This window comes from Pseudoalteromonas sp. APC 3694, assembly GCF_030407565.1.
In the GTDB taxonomy this organism is placed as follows: Bacteria; Pseudomonadota; Gammaproteobacteria; order Enterobacterales; family Alteromonadaceae; genus Pseudoalteromonas; species Pseudoalteromonas tetraodonis.
In genome coordinates this window covers 39,217-59,188 of record NZ_JASDDE010000008.1, presented here as the reverse complement: position 1 = coordinate 59,188, position 19,972 = coordinate 39,217, and the positions used below count along the sequence as shown (strand labels likewise).

Annotated in this window: 16 protein-coding genes and 1 pseudogene; 10 read left to right on the top strand and 7 right to left on the bottom strand. The window is 40.1% G+C overall.

Going from position 1 to position 19,972, the window contains the following annotated elements; genetic code table 11:
* Positions 1-519, bottom strand: coding sequence for a TetR/AcrR family transcriptional regulator (locus tag QMA00_RS04830; RefSeq protein WP_076921968.1), 519 nt, complete (start codon positions 517-519; stop codon positions 1-3).
* A 177-nt stretch (positions 520-696) separates the two neighbouring features.
* Between QMA00_RS04830 and QMA00_RS04825 the strand changes: the two are divergent.
* The 3 genes and pseudogenes from QMA00_RS04825 to QMA00_RS04815 all read left to right on the top strand — a co-directional run bounded on the left by QMA00_RS04825 (position 697) and on the right by QMA00_RS04815 (position 2,543).
* Positions 697-1,314, top strand: a pseudogene (locus QMA00_RS04825) (glutathione S-transferase).
* A gap of 14 nt (positions 1,315-1,328) precedes the next feature.
* Positions 1,329-2,021, top strand: coding sequence for a cupin domain-containing protein (locus tag QMA00_RS04820; RefSeq protein WP_076921969.1), 693 nt, complete (start codon positions 1,329-1,331; stop codon positions 2,019-2,021).
* 120 nt (positions 2,022-2,141) lie between these two features.
* Complete coding sequence (locus tag QMA00_RS04815; protein ID WP_013463012.1) at positions 2,142-2,543, top strand: STAS/SEC14 domain-containing protein; 402 nt, start codon at positions 2,142-2,144, stop codon at positions 2,541-2,543.
* 197 nt (positions 2,544-2,740) lie between these two features.
* Here QMA00_RS04815 and QMA00_RS04810 read toward each other — a convergent pair whose 3' ends face one another.
* The 3 genes from QMA00_RS04810 to QMA00_RS04800 all read right to left on the bottom strand — a co-directional run bounded on the left by QMA00_RS04810 (position 2,741) and on the right by QMA00_RS04800 (position 7,601).
* Positions 2,741-3,685, bottom strand: a complete 945-nt coding sequence (locus tag QMA00_RS04810; protein ID WP_069439127.1) for a carbohydrate kinase — start codon at positions 3,683-3,685, stop codon at positions 2,741-2,743.
* Positions 3,686-3,810: 125 nt separating this feature from the next.
* Positions 3,811-6,204 carry a TonB-dependent receptor gene (locus QMA00_RS04805; protein ID WP_290156226.1) on the bottom strand — a complete coding sequence of 798 codons (2,394 nt, stop codon included), beginning with the start codon at positions 6,202-6,204 and terminating at the stop codon, positions 3,811-3,813.
* 167 nt (positions 6,205-6,371) lie between these two features.
* Positions 6,372-7,601: an MFS transporter gene (locus tag QMA00_RS04800; protein ID WP_290156224.1), complete on the bottom strand. Its 1,230-nt coding sequence runs from the start codon at positions 7,599-7,601 to the stop codon at positions 6,372-6,374.
* Between the two features lie 171 nt (positions 7,602-7,772).
* On the opposite strand from QMA00_RS04800, the gene gtfA reads away from it, so the two are divergent.
* Positions 7,773-9,245 (top strand): sucrose phosphorylase, encoded by a 1,473-nt coding sequence (gene gtfA / locus QMA00_RS04795; protein WP_290156223.1) that lies wholly within the window; start codon positions 7,773-7,775, stop codon positions 9,243-9,245.
* A gap of 72 nt (positions 9,246-9,317) precedes the next feature.
* On the opposite strand, the gene QMA00_RS04790 is transcribed toward gtfA, so the two are convergent.
* Both QMA00_RS04790 and QMA00_RS04785 read right to left on the bottom strand, forming a co-directional pair.
* Positions 9,318-10,349 carry a LacI family DNA-binding transcriptional regulator gene (locus QMA00_RS04790; RefSeq protein ID WP_016900594.1) on the bottom strand — a complete coding sequence of 344 codons (1,032 nt, stop codon included), beginning with the start codon at positions 10,347-10,349 and terminating at the stop codon, positions 9,318-9,320.
* A gap of 81 nt (positions 10,350-10,430) precedes the next feature.
* A complete protein-coding gene (locus QMA00_RS04785; protein WP_076921973.1) occupies positions 10,431-11,324 on the bottom strand; it encodes an AraC family transcriptional regulator in 894 nt (297 codons plus the stop codon).
* A gap of 192 nt (positions 11,325-11,516) precedes the next feature.
* Here QMA00_RS04785 and QMA00_RS04780 point away from each other — a divergent pair, with 192 nt between their 5' ends.
* The 6 genes from QMA00_RS04780 to QMA00_RS04755 all read left to right on the top strand — a co-directional run bounded on the left by QMA00_RS04780 (position 11,517) and on the right by QMA00_RS04755 (position 16,845).
* Positions 11,517-13,037 (top strand): aldehyde dehydrogenase family protein, encoded by a 1,521-nt coding sequence (locus QMA00_RS04780; protein WP_064663761.1) that lies wholly within the window; start codon positions 11,517-11,519, stop codon positions 13,035-13,037.
* Positions 13,038-13,338: 301 nt separating this feature from the next.
* The gene (locus QMA00_RS04775) at positions 13,339-13,944 is read left to right on the top strand and encodes a DUF998 domain-containing protein (RefSeq protein WP_076921974.1); all 606 of its coding nucleotides are present in this window, start codon (positions 13,339-13,341) and stop codon (positions 13,942-13,944) included.
* A 104-nt stretch (positions 13,945-14,048) separates the two neighbouring features.
* Entirely contained in the window at positions 14,049-14,267 is a 219-nt protein-coding gene (locus QMA00_RS04770; protein ID WP_024602708.1) for a hypothetical protein, read from the top strand.
* A 62-nt stretch (positions 14,268-14,329) separates the two neighbouring features.
* Positions 14,330-14,857, top strand: a complete 528-nt coding sequence (locus QMA00_RS04765; protein ID WP_076921975.1) for a GNAT family N-acetyltransferase — start codon at positions 14,330-14,332, stop codon at positions 14,855-14,857.
* Between the two features lie 80 nt (positions 14,858-14,937).
* Positions 14,938-15,195, top strand: coding sequence for a hypothetical protein (locus tag QMA00_RS04760; protein WP_076921976.1), 258 nt, complete (start codon positions 14,938-14,940; stop codon positions 15,193-15,195).
* A 177-nt stretch (positions 15,196-15,372) separates the two neighbouring features.
* Entirely contained in the window at positions 15,373-16,845 is a 1,473-nt protein-coding gene (locus QMA00_RS04755) for a S41 family peptidase (protein ID WP_076921977.1), read from the top strand.
* 73 nt (positions 16,846-16,918) lie between these two features.
* Here the strand turns inward: QMA00_RS04755 and QMA00_RS04750 are convergent, their stop codons facing one another.
* A complete protein-coding gene (locus QMA00_RS04750) occupies positions 16,919-19,912 on the bottom strand; it encodes a TonB-dependent receptor (RefSeq protein WP_076922017.1) in 2,994 nt (997 codons plus the stop codon).
* Between the last annotated feature and the right edge of the window lie 60 nt (positions 19,913-19,972).

The window sequence follows — 19,972 nt, the reverse complement described above, 5'->3', positions numbered from 1 at the left end:
CTAAAAAGTGGCTTGTTCGAAGTAGCTGATATCATCTAGGGTTTTACTAATCATCATCGCACCCTCTAATAAGCTCACTGTTTGTATTGCCGCGCGAGCAGGGTTTTCTTCACCATTCGCAGCGTGTGCTTGGGTTAACCAGGCTAAATTTTTATTAAAAAACCGCTGAACTTCAACCCGCACTTTATCAGGTAGGCTGTCGCTTTCTGCGCCGAGCAAGCCACATAAACACATTTTTTTATCAATCACGAGTGCATTTCTAAATAACTGAGTGTAAATATCAATAGGGTTTTTACCGTTTGCTTTGTGTGCCTCTGGTTCACCAAGTACAGCGATAAAGGCATCGGTATATTGATGCGCAAGCTCTGCACCTAAATCAGCTTTAGTTGGAAAGTGATAATGCACACTGGCACTTTTAATACCAACTTCACTGGCCAACTCTCTAAAGCTAAAATTGCTATAGCCACCAAGTCTAACTTTATTTTCTGCTGCTTTTAACAGGGCCGCTTTTTTTGTCATTTTAAACTTCCTTCATATCGCTGCAAAAATTATCAACCAGTAGGTAGTTATTTTCAAGCTCTTTTATTTTTAGTTTGCAAAGGTCGAGATCTTAATATAAATTACCTATCAGGAGGTAGGTAATTTATTCTTGCCAGTATGAGTTCAAACTGTGGTAAAAAATATAAAGAGATAATTATGAAAATTTTTGACGTAGAAAACTTTCCTAATCCATTACGTGTACGTATTGCGCTTGCTGAAAAAAGGCGACTGATAAAGTAGAGTTTGTTGCTGTCGATTTATTAAATGGTGAGCACCGTACTGAGGCTTTTTTAACTAAAAACCCTTAGCAGGCGTACCTGCTTTAGAGCTAGATGATGGAACGTTCATAACAGAATGCACCGCGATTACTGAATATATTGATACCGCTTTTGCAGGCTCTTCATTAACCGGTGTTGAGGCAAAAGAACGCGTGGTGATTAATATGATGCAAAAGCGTGCGGAGTCTATGGTGCTTGATGCTGTAGCCAGTTACTTTCATCATGCAACGGATGGTTTAGGCCCAGCGCTTGAAACCTATCAAAATGTTGCTTGTGGAGAAAAGCAAGGTGAAAAAGCGCGCCAAGGCTTTGTTTATTTTAATACAGTGTTAGCCAACTCTGCTTATGTTGCCGGTGAGAATTTTAGTGTTGCAGATATTACTTTGTACGCCGGTCTGGTGTTTGCAGGCTTTGCAAAAATAGCTATTCCTAGGAGCTATCACATTTAATAGCATGGCAAGAAAAGGTCGCTCAACGTCCAAGCATTGCTGTTTAGATATGGAGTCAAATATGAAAATTGCAGCTGATTTTAGCGAACGTGTTGTTGTACATAGCGAATCGTTAGAATGGATAGCCTCACCGATGGCGGGTGTTGATAGGCGTCCACTTGATAGAGTGGGCGATGAGGTTGCACGCGCAACCAGCATTGTACGTTATGCGCCAAACAGCCATTTTTCTGCTCATACACATACCGGCGGTGAAGAATTTATTGTGCTTGAAGGTGTTTTTCAAGATGAACATGGTGATTTCCCCAAGGGTTCTTATATTCGTAATCCGCCTGAGTCAAAACATACACCAAGCTCTGAAAACGGGTGCGTTATATTTGTAAAATTATGGCAGTTTCAGCCAGAGGACACAGAGCATGTTCGCTTGCAAACTAATACCATGCACGGTGTTCCTCACCCTGAGTTTAGTAATGTAAATGTGGCTCCTCTTTATAAAGATGCCTTTGAAGAGGTGAGTATTTTAGCATTTGCACCTAACAGTGAAATATCGTTAAACGCCTTAGGTGGGGGCGAGCTTTTAGTTCTTGAAGGCTCGCTTGAAGAGCAGGGCGATACATTAGTAAAGCACAGCTGGTTAAGAGTGCCGCCTAACAGCGAAATTAAAGCAACAGCAGGCAGTGAAGGAGCCAGAGTGTGGCTTAAAATCGGTCATTTAACAGATGTTGAAAACCAAATAGCACGGCTTAAAAATGCATAATTCAGCATTTAATTAAAATGGGCACAATAAAAGTGATGTGCCTGTTTTTTGATCTACTTCACTATTGGTTAATAAGCTATCACCTATACTTGATGCTCATATTATTGTGGAGTTCGGGTTATGGTAAATTTAACACACGGCTTATCTATTGGTATTGAGCGCTCTGGTTGCGAGTTTTTTTTAACCTTAAAAGCTATAGGTACACTCACTCACAAAGATTATGAGGTGATCACGCCGATGATTGACTCTGCGCTTGGCGAAGTTAAACATCCTATTGTTAATGTACTCATAGATGGTACTGAGCTTGATGGCTGGGAACTTAGAGCCGCATGGGATGATTTAAAACTTGGCTTAAAACATAACAAAGAGTTTAAAAAAATAGCCATATACGGCAACAAGGACTGGCAATCAACCATCGCTAAATTAGGCAGTTGGTTTGTATCAGGTGAAATTCAATATTTTGAGAACGCCACTGCGGCTTTAGAATGGTTAAAAAGTAATGATGAAGAAGCGGATGCTTAAATAAAGGCCATAATCGGCTTTTATTTTTAAAGTATTTATATCAATTCGCTTAATTAAGTGATCTATTTTGAGGCTGGAAAAACGTGTTGATAGCTAGGCAAAAAGTTTGCTATTTAGTTGTTCAAAATGAGAATTTTTTACGCAGATAGCGACACGTTTAGCCCCATAAAATGATTAAGTATTATTGCGGATTGGTATTATACCTCTTGAAGTGTAGGTAATGCGGGAAATGCCCCCTTGGCTAAGCAGGCTTTAGAGCCACAGCGCAAACCAAAATTTAAAGCGTGTTTTACTAGATGCTCATTATTAATTTTTTCGATGAGCGGGCTATTTTCATCGGTGTGATTTAAATAATATAACACGCCTGCAATAAACGCATCACCGGCACTGGTAGTATCCACAGCATTAATGATTGGCGCCGATTCGTTTAATATAAACGCCTTATGGTAAACCGTTGCCGGTGCAGGGCCATCGGTTAAAAATACCAATTTAACACCTATATTTAAAATAGATTGTAAGTAATCATCAGGTGCATGCTGTGTTTGCTCAGCTAAAAAGTTCAGCTCATCACGCGATAGCTTAACAATATCGCAATAGGCATAACACGCGTGTACATTGTGTTCAATGTCATTGCTATTTTGCCACAAGCTATAGCGTAAATTTACATCAAAGCTAACGAGTTTATGGTTGTTTTTAGCCAGCTTTAAAGCACACACGGTGGTGTTTGCAATGGCTGGATTGGTTAACGTGTTGGAACAAAAGTGTAGGGTACTCAATTCATCCCATTTGATATGGTTTAAGTGATCACTCGTTAACAGTAAATCGGCGGTATTGTGGCGATAAAAATTAAAGCTTCGTTCACCGGTTTCATCTAAACTCACAATAACTACGGCCGTTTGAGAGTCTTTAATCGTAAATAAGTACTCTGTACTTACTTTATATTGCTCAAGCGATTTACTTAATTGTTTAGCAAAGTAGTCATCACCCATACCGCCACAAAAAGCAGCCTTGCCGCCTAACTTTGCATAACCTACCGCTACATTGGCAGGGGCACCTCCTGCAATGGGCAAATAAGCACTGTTTTGAGAATCTTGTGGCAGCATATCAATAAGTAGCTCGCCGAGGCTAAGTAATTTGGTCATAGTGTAAATCCTAAAAAACCCAGCAGAGCTAGGTCAAAATTCAAGGGAGAATTATTAAAACTAATTAAAGTTAGTGTAACAATCGCTGAAAAACATAGCTTCAGCGTTTGTTACACTAAAGATGGTTAGTTAAACGCGTATTTAAGCGTTATTGCTGTTGTGCGGCCATTAATAGTACGGGCGCGAATAATGTTATTATCTGGAATTGAGCCTTCTTCAGCTTCTGTAATACCTACCGTATCGAATAAGTTATTTACATTAAGTGCAATATTAAGGTTTTCAGATAAATCGTAACTTACAAAGCCATTTACTTGAGTGTAACCGTCAAATTTAAGGTCGTTATTGTCTTGAGCGTAAGCATCAGTAGTACCAATAAAGTTGACACCGGCAGCACCTTTATCAAAGCTATAACGAGCCATTAAAGAGTAGATTAAATCAGCTTGGCGGCGTGGCGTATTACCTACCACTTCAGGTGTAAGTGCATCCTTAGCAATTTCTGCATCAGTCCATGTTAAGTTACCACGAAAATCCCATGCATCGATGTAGTAAGTTGATTCAATTTCAATCCCTTTTGCTTCGTACTCACGGTCAAAAAAGGTTTGCGATGTTGCTTCAAAGTTTTGCTCTTCTGTTTCTGCATAAAACGCTGTTGCAAAAACTGAGAGTGAATCAAAACGTTTTTTAACCCCAAATTCATACTGGTTTACTTCATCAACGGCATCTTCATCAGCAACCGAACCGTCAGCGCGTACTTTACCAAATAAAAGTCGGTCAGCATTTGCGCGGCCACCTTTACTCAGTCTTGCAAATGTCGCAAGGCTTGAATCTATTTGGTAGTTAGCCCCAATTGAATAGGATGCATAATCCCAATCGTAATTTACTGGGCTAGCATTTGCGGTATCAATGCCTGCTACATTTTGTTCAGGAACTGAAATCACTCCATCGCGATTCATATCGACCGTTGAGGTAACGGCACCTGCATAGTTGCCGCGTGCTTCACCACTATCGTAACGAGCACTGGCATCAATACTTACATCACCCACTTTTGTTGAAAATGAAACGTACGGGGCGCGGGTATCGTATTCTGTATCGTAATCACGCTGACAACAGTTACCCCAAAAAGGCGTTCCGTATGCATATAAACCATTTTCAGAAAACGCTGTACCATCAGCAGCTGTTACATTTAGTAGCGCCGCATTATCGCCCTTAAGCTCCATAAGGTAAGAGTTCCATAACCATGACATAGCAATATTTTGCGTTGAAGCATAGTAACCAAACGTAACGCTTGTATCATCGCTTAGTGATTTAGTTAGTTTGAAGTCGTTCACAATAGAGTCAAAGTCGTTCATTGTGACGTCAAACGTATGAATACGCATGGCTAAATCGTCATTAAATGCAGCTCCGGTATTTGCATTACTAAGCGTTGCACCTGCGCCGCCAATACTTTGTGCAATAGCAGTCGCGCTGCCTACTTCAGCAGGAATAAGTGAATTAAAGTTACCGCTAACAGAGGATTTACGAAAACGGTTTTCAATACGCCAATCGTTATCTAAGTCAAATACGGCTTCAAAACCCACTGAGTCAACTTGCGGGTTCATGCCATCGCGAATATCGCCGCTACTAATTTGATTTTCGCCATTTAAACGCACTGTTTTAGTAAATAATGCCGAGTGTGGTGTATCCGATTGTGCGTCAAACCCAGGGATTGAGTCACCATTTGCATACATTGGCATTGGTAAGTAACCCACGCTTTTGTCATCTAAATGTTTGTAATAAAGACGCACGTAACCGTTTTCAAAGTCTTTGGTAAGGTTGGCTTTAATTTGCCCACCTTTATTTGATGTGTAACCTGTTTCACGCGGGCCTTCACCTTGGCGCACAAAACCACCTACATGAAAACGTACGCTATCACTAAGGTAAGTGCCGTATTCAAAGTCTGTACGAATAGTGTCGTAATCAAGGCCCAGTGTTGTAGAAACACTGCCTGATTCGTTTTCACCATTTTTAGATATAAAGTTAATTATGCCGCCCGGTGCATTACTTGCTGCAGTCGAGGCCGAACCACCACGAATTGATTCGATAGTTTGTACGGTATTATCTAGGCGCATAAATATATCAGCGTTACCAAAAGCAATATCACCGTATTGCATAACGGGTAAACCGTCTTCTTGTAATTGTAAAAACTTAGCACCACCAGAGGCCACAGGTAAGCCGCGTACAGCAATGTTTGCGTTACCTTCACCGCCGGTTGATTCTGAGCGTACGCCCGGAATAATTCTAAACGCTTCAGCAGTTGAACGCGGTGTAGATACTTCAACTTGAGCAAGCGATAAACTGCTCACTGATGAGCTTGATGCCATAATGGTTGTACGACGTGGTACACCGGTTACAACGATAGTCTCAAGACCTTTGTTAGCTTGCGCGTGTGTGTTTTGCTCTTCTTGTTGTGCATAAACGCCTTGGCTTACAGCCAGCGCTAAAGCACTCATTAAATATAAAGGTGTGTTGTGTGTTGTCATGTGAACGCCTCGTTTTGTGAGCCCGAAGGGGTTTGTTATTTTTACTTAATCGATTAAGTAAAAATAACAAATCTTTTACAATAAGCAAATTATTTTATTCTTTATTTGCTGTTTTTTTACTCATCTATTGATTTATATAGTGTTTTTTTAGCCCCCAATTTGTTGATTTACTCAGTTATTAGGTTGCTCTCTTGTAAAGCGCAGGCTGATGGGTCACGGAAATAGTTAAACAGCATCGCTAAAAATAAAATAATGGCAAAGCCGGTTGCAAGGTAAAAACCATAACGTACATGACCAAAGTAATCGCTGATCATACCCATAAATAAAGGCGCTAATGCGGCTGAAAGTGCAGTGAAAAATAATATAACCCCAGCAACTGCGCCATGTTGTTGTACCGGGAAGCACGATATTCCTTTGGAGTTTAAGGTCGGGTAAACCATCGACATAAATAACCCTGAAAGCGGCAATAAACCAACAGCCCAATCAACGCCACCGACTAAAGTACCCACATAACATAGTGCAATACCTAAACTTAAGTAAGCCATAACACCTTGCCAGCTATAGCGGTTTAATAACCACACCGCAATAAAACGCCCTGCGGCACGCAGTATAAAAAATATGGTGAGTGCATAGGTTGCCAAAAGGGGCCAAGAGCCTGTGTAGTCTTTTAACAGCGTCGGCATCCATACGTAAATGGCAACCTCGGTTGCAACATAAAGCGCAATGGCGAGCGAAAAGCCAAGCGCGTAGGGGTTTTTAATCATTTTCATGGTAGTAGCAAGTGAAGCAGGTTTTTCAGTGTTTTTAACAACGCTCGGATACTCTGCACGCCACGCTAAAAACGCTAAAATTAAGCACATAATGCCGGCAATAATATATAAATAAGTCCAACTTACATTTTGTACCAGTAATACACCAACAAGTGCAGGTCCAACAATGGCACCAATACCAAAAAAGCCTTCTACTTTGTTCATGGTTTTAGTGTGCTCTGCGTTGCTATGAGAAATATCGCCTAATAACGCCAAAGCGCCGGTTTTAAATAAGCCAATAGCTAAACCAATACAGCAAAGCAAAAAAACAAAAAATATAAAGCTGCTACTAATGGCGAATAAAAAGCAACTCGCAGAAAATATTAATAACCCAAGCATAATCGTTTTTTTACGCCCGAGGCTATCGGCTAAAAAGCCTAAAAATAATCCGCTAAAGGCAATGAGTGCCATAGGCGCATAGTGGAATGCGCTGGCTTGGGTCATGCTTAAACCAAATTCAGTTATGAGCTCGGGAATGATCATGCCAACGGCATCGGAGGTCATGGCAAACATAAAAAACATCATATATGTGAGCCAGCGAATTTGTTGCAACGGATCGCTGCTTACGTGTGTGTGTGATTTTGTCATGTGCTTTTCCTCGTTAAATGCGTTCTTAACACTCAGTAAGTCAGTTACTGATTATAGTATTAATGTCGCCACGATATTTGTATGTAAAATTTATAAAAATAACTTGTAAATTCGTACGTGCTAGTTAAAGATATATCTTAATCGATTAAGTTTCAACATGGTAATCACACAATGATGAAGAATAAAGTTCAATTGATCACATACGCTGATCGAATTACTGGCCAAGATATAAATGCACTTACCACTCTTTTACATGGCCCATTAGAGGGCGTTTTTGGTGGTGTGCACTTATTGCCATTTTATAACCCAATTGATGGCAGCGATGCAGGCTTTGACCCGATTGATCATAGTGAAGTTGATTCTCGAATCGGTACTTGGGACGACATAAAGGTACTCGGTAAAGACCATGATTTAATGGCTGATCTAATAGTGAACCATGTGTCGGCGCAATCTTTTCAATTTCAAGATGTGCTGGCTAAAGGTAAAGCGTCAGCATTTTGGGATTTATTTTTAACCAAAGAAGACGTGTTCCCCAATGGTATGAGCGAGGCTGAGCAGCAAGCTATTTACCGTCCACGCCCAGGCAGTTGTTTTACGCCAATGAAATGCGGTGATGGTCAAACGTATGATTTTTGGACCACTTTTACCGACAATCAAATTGATATAAACGTAAAAGTAGAGGCAGGAATTGCGTATTTAAATAATGTACTTACTAAGTTCTCTGCTAACAACGTTAATATTATTCGTTTAGATGCAGCGGGTTATGCCATTAAGCAGGCGGGTACTAATTGTTTTATGCTAGATGAAACGTTTGGCTACTTAGATAACTTATCAAAGCAAGCCAATGATTTAGGCATGGAAACCATTGCAGAAATTCATAGCCATTATCAAACACAAGTAGATGTAGCTAAGCGCGTTAATATGGTTTATGACTTTGCGTTGCCACCACTAATTCTACATAGCTTGTTTAATAACAATGCGGATGCATTACTCAAATGGCTAAAAATATCGCCGCGTAACTGTTTAACGGTACTTGATACGCATGATGGCATAGGCATTATTGATGCAGGCCCAATGGGTGAAAAACCAGGCTTATTAAATGCAGAGCAAATTGATAACCTAGTAGAAACCATGCATGCAAATAGTAACAATCAAAGCCGCCAAGCAACAGGCGCGGCTGCCAGTAATGTCGATTTATATCAAGTAAACTGTACTTATTACAATGCATTAGGTGCTAATGATTTTGACTATTTACTGTCGCGCGCAATTCAATTTTTTGCGCCAGGTGTACCGCAAGTTTATTACGGCGGCTTATTTGCCTGTGAAAACGATATGGAACTGTTAGCAAAAACCAATGTTGGCCGTGATATAAATCGCCCATATTTGAACGCGGCTAAAATAGAGCAAGCCCTTAATAAACCGGTAGTAAAAGGGCTGATAGAGCTAATTAAAATGCGTAATGAACATCCCGCATTTGCAGGTGAATTTTCGGCTCAAGGCGGCGCAAGTGTTTGTTGTTTAATGTGGAAGCTTGAACAACAATCAATTTCATTGAGGATTGACTTTGCAAGCCGTACTGCACTTATTACGCAGCTTAATGGCACTCAAGAAAGCACTCTAAACTTACAAAGTTTATTGGCTTAATAGCTTTATTTGTTGAAAACCAAAAGCCAAGCAGTTTCTGCTTGGCTTTTTTATTTGCTTTATTAACAGTGCTTAGCTACTTGCACCAATATCGAGTGCGTAACCTACTTCATATTGTTTTTCTTCTTTAGAAATAAATAAGTTAGCAGCCATAACGCCCTTTTCTTGGCTATTTTGATGAATTGTAGTGAGGCGAGGTACAAAACGGGCAGCTTCTTCTATGCCATCAAACCCCACAATACGCAGCTCACTGCCTATTTTTATTCCTTGTTTTATGGCTTCTCGCATGGTGGCAAGGGCAATTAAATCGCTCATGCATATAATCACATTAGGGCGAGGGGAGGCTGTTAATACCTCTTTTGCGGCAATATTTGCAAAGCGCTCACTGCTTTCAGGAATATTCCAAATGCGGTCGTCGGCAACCGTTATATTAGCCTCACTTAAGGCGCGTTGATAACCACGCAAACGTTGATGCGAAATAGATTGGCCAGTTTCAAATTCGTGATGTTCGTATACTCGGCACAATACATTTTCATCAAGTAATCTTAAGCCTAATATAGCCACTTTATCATCTTGATTATGTAAAACATGTTTGGCTATTTCATAACTGGCTTGCTCGTTATTAACATTAATTGAGGCGTTACGGGCAATGTCAAAATCAACCGTCACCACATGTTTGGAGACTGTTTTTAGTTGCTCTACTAGTGCTTTATTGCGCGGGCGACCATAACAAATAAAACCATCGACAAAATCAACAACGCTGTTGAGGTTGTCACTATTGCCTGAAAACAATAAAACATTAATATTGTTTTTTTCAAGTACCGAGGTTACTCCCCGCATAAAACTGCTCGCAACAGGGTCTGATACCATGTATTCCACGCTATCGGGAAGGACTAATGCAACAATATTAAAGGTGCCACTTCGCAAAGACTGCGCCGCTTTATTAGGGCCATAATACCCCAGCTCTTTGCACGCTTTAAGTATGGCTTCGCGGCGTTTAGCAGAGAGTTGATCAGGGCGATTAAACGCATTTGATACCGTAGCATTAGACACACCTAATTCTTTGGCAATACTCTTTAATGTCCAGCGGGTGGGTTTACTCATCGGTGACTCATTACTACTTACAACATTGCAAACAATCTAGCATATTAGGCTGTTTAATATAACAAAAACTGTTGTGTTAGGTTAGTGGCGACACGCTTTTGGTGCAATACCAAAAGTTTGCTTAAATAAACGGCTAAAATGACTGGCGCTATTAAAACCCAGGTCGTAGCACACCTTGCTTATAGCGTGGCCTTCTAATAAAAGCGTACGGGCCTTTTTAAGCCTAAGTTGTTGTTGCCAAAGCGCAGGGCTTGTACCAAAAGCAAGTTTAAACTGCTGATAAAACTTACTACGGCTCATACAGGTTATTTTGCAAAGGGTGTTTATGTCGAGGTTTTCGTTTAAATGCTCTTCAATATAATGCAGTGCATCACTCACGTTACTTTTTAGGCGCAGCTTGTCACAGTTGGCCAGCAATAAATCACGGCTTTGCTGTTGTAATAAACGGGTGATCAATTCGTTTAACGATAAATCAATTAAGTAGTGTCGCTCAGCGCCCTGCTCACTAAATAAATGCACCATGCGCTCTAATAACTGCTGAGTTTGCGTATTATGTTGGGTATGCACTAAATTAGGGGTGTATTCAAACAAGGTATCACTAGCAAAGCTTTGCTGCATATTAAGCGCATTAGCCACATTGGTTATTTTATCGGTGCTTATTTCAATGGCTAAACAGGTGGTGGGTGCGTTTAAGGATGCATGCGGAAAATCAATTAGTACGCCTTGCTCGGGTGCTAATACAAACGATTCATGTGGTAAAAACGCTTTGTGGTATTGACTGCTCTCAACATGCATTATTTTTTTACCACTGAGCATGGCACAAAACAGTAATTCGTTTGAGTGCAACGCCACTTTTTGCGCACTTTTATAGGTATCGTAAATACTTAGCTCAGAGTTATCGGCAGCAAAGGTCACTTTGTTTTCAATCAGTACATCAAGTTGTTGGCGTTTTTTATTTAACTGAGATGTGTGCATGTTCAGCCTTTTTTAATCGTTATAGAGCGTTTTTAATGTGGACTCACAGACAACTTTTTTGGACAGCTAAGCAAGTTTTTAAGCGCTTAATGGTCTAATGTCAATCAATACCGATTAAATATAAAGCAAGTTGCTACATTACTCTAACAAATTTCGGCTTAGACTTTTAGCTAACAACAAGAGAACACACATATGATTTATGCAAACCCAGGTTCAGCAGACGCACTCGTCACATTTAAACAGCAGTATGGTAATTACATTGGCGGCGAGTGGGTTGCCCCTGTCAACGGCCAGTACTTTGATAATATAAGCCCAGTTAATGGCAAGGTATTTTGTAAAGTACCGCGCTCAGATAAAGACGATATAAACCTTGCACTCGACAAAGCCCATGCAGTAAAAACCCAGTGGGGCACTACCTCAGTCGCCGAGCGCAGCAATATACTATTAAAAATTGCCGACCGTATTGAACAAAACTTGGAGCTACTTGCAGTGGCCGAAACATGGGATAATGGCAAAGCGATTCGCGAAACCCTCGCCGCTGATATTCCACTGGCCGCCGATCACTTTCGTTACTTTGCAGGCTGCCTTCGTGCTCAAGAGGGCAGTATTGGCGAGATAGACGAAACCACGGTAGCGTATCATTTTCATGAGCCTCTAGGCGTTGTAGGGCAAATTATTCCGTGGAACTTCCCATTATTAATGGCCGCTTGGAAACTTGCGCCTGCGCTTGCAGCAGGTAACTGTGTAATATTAAAACCCGCAGAGCAAACACCCGCCTCAATCTTAGTGTTGATGGAAATTATTGGCGATTTACTGCCAGGGGGTGTTTTAAATGTGGTAAACGGCTTTGGTAAAGAAGCTGGTGAAGCACTGGCAACCAGTACACGCATTGCTAAAATTGCCTTTACAGGCTCAACTCCTGTGGGCTCACATATTTTAAAATGTGCAGCCGAGAATATTATTCCATCAACGGTAGAGCTTGGGGGGAAATCACCTAATATTTTCTTTAGCGATGTTATGGAAAAAGACGACTCATACCTAGATAAAGCGATTGAAGGCGCCATTCTTGCTTACTTTAACCAAGGTGAAGTATGTACCTGTCCATCACGCTTGTTCATTCAAGAAGATATTTATGAGCAATTTATAGAACGTATTTTAAAACGTACTAAACAAATTAAACGTGGCAACCCGCTTGATAGTGAAACCATGGTAGGCGCACAAGCCTCTAAAGCGCAGTTTGATAAAATTTTAAGCTACATTGAAATTGGTAAAGAAGAAGGTGCTGAAGTATTAACTGGCGGCCATGTTGAGCAATTAAGCGACGAGCTAAACGGCGGGTATTACATTCAACCCACACTGCTAAAAGGGCGTAATGACATGCGTGTTTTCCAAGAAGAAATTTTTGGCCCCGTTATTTCAATGTCGACCTTTAAAGACGAAGCCGAAGCACTTGAGCTGGCTAACAGCTCAGAATTTGGTTTAGGCGCAGGGGTATGGAGTCGTAATATGAACCGCGCTTATCACTTTGGTCGCAAAATAGAAGCAGGCCGCGTATGGACCAATTGTTACCATATGTACCCAGCGCACGCTGCGTTTGGCGGTTATAAAAAGTCTGGTATAGGCCGCGAAACTCACAAACTCGCGCTTGATCATTACCAACAAACCAAAAACTTGCTAGTAAGCTACAGCGAAGATCCGCTCGGCTTCTTTTAATAACGCGTTTTAGTTTAAACAAACAACCTATAAGTAATGAAAGCGCTGCATTATTGCAGCGCTTTGTTTTTTAAAACTAATACCGATAGCATTTGATTAGTGGTTAATTATAATGATAAAGAAATGATTTATTAATGAGGCGCTGGGTTGAAAAAGTAGATTAAAGGTTCTAGCTCAGGGCTGTTATGACTAGGTTTCAGGCTGTTTGTACAAGCTCACAGCTCGTCACTCGAAGCCGGCTCATTTTCTCCTCTGCGTTCAAAAAGGCTTTAATGAATTAATCACAAAAAGGATTATGGTGATGTTTGAAACGATTGCGATTTATTCAGGGTTAATAGCCACATTATGGATATTCATTGGTGTTTATGTAGCAAGTCGGTTTTATGAAGGTTACAGTCATTCTAAACAATTTTGTAGTGAATTAGGTGCAACGGGAAGCCCAACTGAAAAACTGTCACCGCTAATTAATAATTATCCTTTAGGTTTTCTATTTTGCTTTTTTGGCTGGTATTTGGCGCAATTGGCTAATGTTTCTATATTGGTTAATATTGTTGGTTGGTTAGTTATAGTGCATGGTATTGGTACCTGGGTTGCGGGTTATTTTCCTATGGATGCTGACCCATTTACTAAACATCCAACTTTTAGCTGCAAGGTTCACTCTTGGGCTGGTTTCATTATGTTGCTTTCGTTGGTTGTAGCACCAATATTAATAGCGATCAGTCCAACCACAGAAATTACTCCTTTATACTTTCGTGTTTTTTCAATTATTTCTGTTATCGCTACTGTTTATTATCTGTTTGCTATGGCTAAAGCGGTTAAGCTTCAAAGTAATCCAGGTACCTATCAACGTATCTCTTATGGTATCCAATTAAGTTGGTTAAGTGTTTTTTCAATAGTGTTAATGTAATTTTAAACTAATTTAAATCGTCTTCAATAATTTAGAGACTTAACTCACTAACGACTATGATTTATTTCAGCTTATTATTTGGCGCCACAACTCAAGGAAGGCTCATGAATATAAACCACGCTAAATTCCGTTTTATTTTACTAAAAGGTGTTCTAGGCTGGGGAATTCCTACAGCTATTTTATTTCAATTAATTATGTACTTTACAGGTGAGCAAGATTTTTTTGATGGAATCATTTCATCTTTAATAATATTTCCTTTAGTAGGCATATTATTTGGATACTTTTTGTGGCATTCGAAATATAAAAAAGAGCGAAATAACTGAGATAACAACCTTAATCACTTGGTTTGTTGAAATTTTTTAGCTTTGATAACAAGAAGGTTTGAGTGAAAATTTGTGAAACCCAAAGGTTGGTTATCCGGCCATTCTCAATTGATGATGTGCCGGCATTAAGTGAAATTCTTAGTGACGATGAAGTGATGAAATATTCAATTCGTGGTGTATGCGATGAAGCCGCAACTCGTGATTTTATAAAGTGGTGTTTACAATGCTACGATTCATATGGTTTGGGCTCATGGGCATTAATAGATAAACATAGCGATTTGCTCATTGGGTTTTGTGGCGTTTCTCCACAAAGTTTCGCGGGTAACGAAGAGCCTAATTTAGGGTATCGATTAGCGGTCGATTTTTGGAATAAAGGATTAGCCTGCGAAGCGGCTAAAGGTGTTTTAAAGTATGTGTTTACTCAAACTACTCATCAATCCGTCGTTGTTATTATTGAACCTGAGCATATTGCGTCATTAAAAGTAGCAAAGAAAATTGGCTTTACAGACTACAGTACTCATGAATTTCATGGTCGTACCGTACAGTTATATCGATTAACTAAGTCGCAGTGGAGTAACTCACTTGTTTAAATAATACTATGTAGGTAGTAAGCTGAAAGAATAGTTAGTGTTGATTTGTTAAATATCAGTTTTTAAAAAGAAAATTTTTAATGGATATAGATTCTCATATAGTTCAACTTGAAAAAAACAACCGAAAGTTATTTAGTGCATCTCATTATTTGGGACTTACGATAGCGATGGCTGCTATTGTTTTGTTGTTAATGTTTTATTTCAGCCCATTGATAGGGCTTGCTTGTTCAGGTTTTGCTGCTTTCTTTTTGAACTTTTTCTATTCACAGTATAGCTTTAGAAAACTCAATGCCCGCATAACACTACTGCAAACCAAAATTGAACAAACATCTAAGTAAGCTGTTGCTCTAAATTAAAGCCAGTTCATTTTAAATCTTACTCGTTGTTAGCTGCTTTTAATGTTGCTAAGTTAATGCTGTAAAAATAATTTGCTGATAGTTATTTGATTTAAGGTATTTTTAGTTCCACCAAATGAGTTTACAGTAATTATATAACCTAATTTAAAATGGATTTTCATGAACATAAAAACAAAAATAGTTAGCCGTACTTTATTGAGTGCTTTATTAATTACGCCTACCTTGAGCATGGCAGAATTAGCAGTTACTCCTCAAACACCAGAGCAATGGCGCAGTGTTACTGATCGTGATATTGAAGCTGCTTACAGTATTTCGGCAAAAAACCACCCCGGTATGTTTGATGTTAACAACCCAGTCTTTCCTGAGCTATTAAAGCAAGCAAAAGCAGAAGCACTTGCACTGTCGGCTAAAGCGAGCGGGCCGCAGGTTCATGTTGCGGCAATTGCGCGTTTTAGTACTGTGCTACAAGATGGTCATGCAGGTGTGTTTTCAAGCGTTGAACGACCTGCTCGTCGTTGGCCTGGTTTTAGTGCCGTTTGGCGGGGTGATGCATTAAAAGTGTATTACAGTGAAACAGATAATATAAATAAAGGTGATGTGATAAGTGGATGCGATGGGCAAAGTACCGAGACGTTAATGCGACAAAGAGTGTTTAAATTTCATGGACAGGTTACACAACCTGGGCATTGGTGGCTGCAAGGTTGGCGGTTACTAATTGATGAGGGCAACCCATTTTTAACACCTCTAAAAGAATGTCAATTTATTAAAGCTAATGGGCAAGCTTACAGTAAAACCCTTGATTGGTCTGTTCGGCCAAAGAGTGTAAGTAAGCATTTAACACATTCCTATAATGGGGATGAGCTTACAACCGATTTAACTTGGCCTGCGCAAAACATAGCGTGGATTGCTATGCCCAGTTTTGCAAATAACGATAAGCAAACTCATGATTACAATAACCTGTATAAAAAAGTGACTGATCAACGTACTAAGTTACTCAGTGCAAAAACGGTGGTTTTAGATCTTCGCCACAACCAAGGTGGCTCGTCGTATTGGAGCTTAAAGCTTGCAAAAGCGCTGTGGGGTGAGCAAGTTGTTGAACAAAAAATGGACAGCTACTCACAAAATAGCCGAGTTTGGTGGAGAGCGTCAAAAGATAATACTAACCATGTTAAATCATTAATTGAAGTGTTGAAAGATCAACCTAAAGCACAAAAAGAATTTAAAGAAATAGCTGCAGGTATGGCGCAGTCACTTGAAAACAATAAGCTATTTTACATCGAAGAGCCGCAAAGTAAATCAAACCAAAGCGAAAGTACGGTACCAGTAAGTGACTTTAAAACACAGGTTTTTGTTATTGTGCCGCCACAGTGTGCAAGTGCGTGTCTTGATGCCATTGATGTATTTAAGCAGTTTTCAAACACTCAGTTATTTGGCGCGCCAAGCAGTGCTGACTCACTGTATATGGATGTTCGATTAGCCCAGTTACCCTCAGGTTTAGGTAAAGTGATAGTGCCTAATAAAGTGTATGTGAATAGAGCAAGAGGAAAGGGCGATTATTATAAACCCGATATTGCCTATAACGATATTGATTGGACAACCGATAAGCTATTAGAAAAAATTAAACAGTTATAAAAAAAGCCGCTCAATGAGCGGCTTTGACTTTTCAACTATAAGGGGTAATCAAAAACTGTATTTGGGCAATGTATTAATTGCCCATAGAGTATCTAACGCCAAAGGCATAACGAGGGCCGTATTGAGCCGCGCTTAAGAACTGACTTTCGAAGCGACTGAATGAACGCTCGGTTTCGTTGGTTAAGTTCACACCTTCAAAGAATACCGTTGTGCTTTCGTTAACTTCGTAGTTCACACTAATATCCCACTGTAAGTACTCTTCTGCGTATTGTGGAGGAGCCGTAGCACCTGAGTCAGGTAAACCTTGCGCAATTAAGTACTCATCACGCCATGCACCGGTAATTTTCACCGATAAGCCATCTTTTTCGTAAAAGCCTTGTATGTTTGCAGAATCACTTAAACCAGCTAATACTGCTTGAGAGGCAAGGTAGTAGTTATCGTACTCTACATCACCATCAACAACGGTGGCATTAAAGCCTGCCCCAAAGCCTGAGTCGCCAAACAAGTGCTGAACAGCAAATTCAAAACCGTTTACTTTACGTGAACCAACGTTTTCAGGTGAATTGATGGTCCATTCAATCAGCGGATCAGTCGCTGGATCTGGTAATATACGGTTGTTTTCACCAATGCCTACGCCATTAGCTACAATTTCATTGTAAATTGCAGTGTCAGTTGCTTGCTCTCCACGACCTTCAATGGCGGCTACTGCATTGTTCCAACGCTCACCTAAATACACATCATGTAAACCTTCAAAGGTAGTTTTTACCTGGGTGTTATCAATCCAATTATCTACGTCTTTCCAAAATAGACCGACAGCAGCGTAACTGCCTTCGCTGTAATAATACTCAAGGCTTAAATCTAGATTAGTTGATTTAAATGGCTCTAAGTTTGGATTACCACGGCTACCACTTCTTGAATTTAATTTAGGTGATGGTGTTAAAGCCAAGTTACCTAACATATCGCCAAGAGTTGGTCTGGTGATTGTTTGTCCCCATGATGCGCGGGTTACTAAGTCATCCGTAAGATCGACTTTAATATCAATCATAGGAAGTAGTAAGTCGTATTGTCCTTCATAGTCTACTTCAACTAATTCGCCACCAGCGGCAAATTGAGTTAACCACTCTGAACCGCCTGCCCAGTAAACTTGTTCCGCTACACGACTTTTTGCTGGGCTGACAATATCAGTTTCTTCATAACGAAGACCTAAGTTTACAAATACGTCGTAGTCGCTAACGTTAAATACCCAGTTGCTAGAAAGGTAAACACTAATGGTTTCTTCTTCTACTTCGTTAGTTGGGAAGTTATCAAAGCTACCAATTCGGTAATAATCACTACCAATTACGTCTTCGGTCAAATAAGCACTTTGACGAGCAAATGCTTCATCAAGGTCATAAGTGTAAGCATAACCTGGCGCTACGCCGTTAGGACCAAATGAAAATTCATCAAGGAATCCGCTTAAATCAACCCTTTCGAACATCGCATCTGGGAAAATTTCAGCGAATGTACCGTTGTTAAAGCCAGGTGCATTGGCGTTATTAGAGCCGCCCCAACCACTGAGTGTTTGTTTAGTGTAAGCCGCACCAAATTTAACGGTTTCAAGACCAATATCTGTATAAGTAAATAATTTACCGTCTAATTGTACTTGAGAAACTTCTGACTCACCTGGTGTTCTGGTAAAAATACTGAAGTTAGAACCAATTTGATTTGGACTTACTTCTTGTGTGCCGTTGTTCCAATTAATATTAAAACCCGGTACATCGCCTTCGCGGAAAAAGTATTCTTTAGTAGATAGCTCTGCTGAGCCCAAAATAATACGGGCATTAGAGTTTAAGCCAGGATCTTTGCCATTATCTGTTGTGGTTTTTGAAGTATGGGCATCAAAGTTAAAACTAAGGTTTTCTGTTGCTAACCATTCAACATTAATACCGGTTGCTTTTGAGTCTACCTCGGCAGTTTCACGAAATGCCGTGAATGAGGCATCATCACCAGCTGAGTTATAGTAAATAGCGGTGCCATTTTCATCTAGCTCATAGGCATTACCATTACCACCAAACGAGCCGTTCCAAACACCCCACGATAACGAATTATTACCCGTTGTTGCATTTGAAATTGTGTGATCTAGTGTAAACGTTAAGTTATCTGTTGGTGCAAACTGAAATGTGGCTTGCGCATTTAAACGTTCACGCTGAATATCATCTTTTGAAAAGCTCACTTCTTGTGGGAAGAAAGCGGCAGATACAAATTCACCATTATCCCCAGCATTTGGATCGAAAAACTGCTTAGCTGGATTACCGTCTGCATCCATTGGACGGTTATCAATTATGTTTTCAGCATCAACCGATAGGTTAGGGTTGACTAACCAAGAGCGTACATTGGCTGCTTGGCGCTGAAAATCACGACGGTGGTATGAAAAGTTAGCTGAAAAACCAAACATTTCGTCAGCAAAAGTATTGCTGTAAATACCTGCAATTTCAGGTGTTACTTCATCACCTTCTTCTACCGATGTATCGTGAATGCCTTTAGCCATCAATGAAAAGCGCTGACCCGGCTTTTGTAGAGGTTTAGCGGTAACAATATTTACAGTTGCACCAAGGCCACCTGTTGGTGTATCCGCACGCGCTGTTTTCATAACTTCAAGTGAACTAACACCTTCAGATGATAAGTTCTCAAAGTTAAATGAACGCGTAAAACCGGTGCCTGCCATTTGACGGCCGTTAAGTGTTACAAGGTTAAATGATGGGCCAAAACCACGTACGGTAATTTGGCTACCTTCACCGTTTGAGCGACTTACCGATACACCCGTAATACGTTGTAGCGATTCAGCTAAGTTAGTATCTGGAAATTTACCCATTTCTTCAGCAGAAATGGCATCTACCACGCCTGATGCATCGCGTTTTACGTCCATTGAACGTATTAATGAACCACGAATACCTTTTACTTCAATAACTTCTAGTTCAGGTTCGACAGTATTTTCTTGCGCAGCATAAGCGAAGTTAAATGTGCTTGCAGCGATGATAAGTGACACAGAAGCCGCTAGTGGGCTTTTTTTAAACTTATTTGTGTTCATAATTGCTCTGCTTTTACTTAATTTATTACGGTAAGTAGGTACTTTTAATTTAGTACCTAC

What these genes read in the sequence shown, in the direction of transcription:
- QMA00_RS04810 (WP_069439127.1), bottom strand. Translation starts at nt 3,685, where the DNA reads ATGACCAAATTACTTAGCCTCGGCGAGCTACTTATTGATATGCTGCCA.
- QMA00_RS04770 (WP_024602708.1), top strand. Translation starts at nt 14,049, where the DNA reads ATGAATATAAACCACGCTAAATTCCGTTTTATTTTACTAAAAGGTGTT.
- QMA00_RS04790 (WP_016900594.1), bottom strand. Translation starts at nt 10,349, where the DNA reads ATGAGTAAACCCACCCGCTGGACATTAAAGAGTATTGCCAAAGAATTA.
- QMA00_RS04805 (WP_290156226.1), bottom strand. Translation starts at nt 6,204, where the DNA reads ATGACAACACACAACACACCTTTATATTTAATGAGTGCTTTAGCGCTG.
- QMA00_RS04755 (WP_076921977.1), top strand. Translation starts at nt 15,373, where the DNA reads ATGAACATAAAAACAAAAATAGTTAGCCGTACTTTATTGAGTGCTTTA.
- QMA00_RS04785 (WP_076921973.1), bottom strand. Translation starts at nt 11,324, where the DNA reads ATGCACACATCTCAGTTAAATAAAAAACGCCAACAACTTGATGTACTG.
- QMA00_RS04775 (WP_076921974.1), top strand. Translation starts at nt 13,339, where the DNA reads ATGTTTGAAACGATTGCGATTTATTCAGGGTTAATAGCCACATTATGG.
- QMA00_RS04820 (WP_076921969.1), top strand. Translation starts at nt 1,329, where the DNA reads ATGAAAATTGCAGCTGATTTTAGCGAACGTGTTGTTGTACATAGCGAA.
- QMA00_RS04800 (WP_290156224.1), bottom strand. Translation starts at nt 7,601, where the DNA reads ATGACAAAATCACACACACACGTAAGCAGCGATCCGTTGCAACAAATT.
- QMA00_RS04780 (WP_064663761.1), top strand. Translation starts at nt 11,517, where the DNA reads ATGATTTATGCAAACCCAGGTTCAGCAGACGCACTCGTCACATTTAAA.
- QMA00_RS04830 (WP_076921968.1), bottom strand. Translation starts at nt 519, where the DNA reads ATGACAAAAAAAGCGGCCCTGTTAAAAGCAGCAGAAAATAAAGTTAGA.
- gtfA (WP_290156223.1), top strand. Translation starts at nt 7,773, where the DNA reads ATGATGAAGAATAAAGTTCAATTGATCACATACGCTGATCGAATTACT.
- QMA00_RS04750 (WP_076922017.1), bottom strand. Translation starts at nt 19,912, where the DNA reads ATGAACACAAATAAGTTTAAAAAAAGCCCACTAGCGGCTTCTGTGTCA.
- QMA00_RS04815 (WP_013463012.1), top strand. Translation starts at nt 2,142, where the DNA reads ATGGTAAATTTAACACACGGCTTATCTATTGGTATTGAGCGCTCTGGT.
- QMA00_RS04760 (WP_076921976.1), top strand. Translation starts at nt 14,938, where the DNA reads ATGGATATAGATTCTCATATAGTTCAACTTGAAAAAAACAACCGAAAG.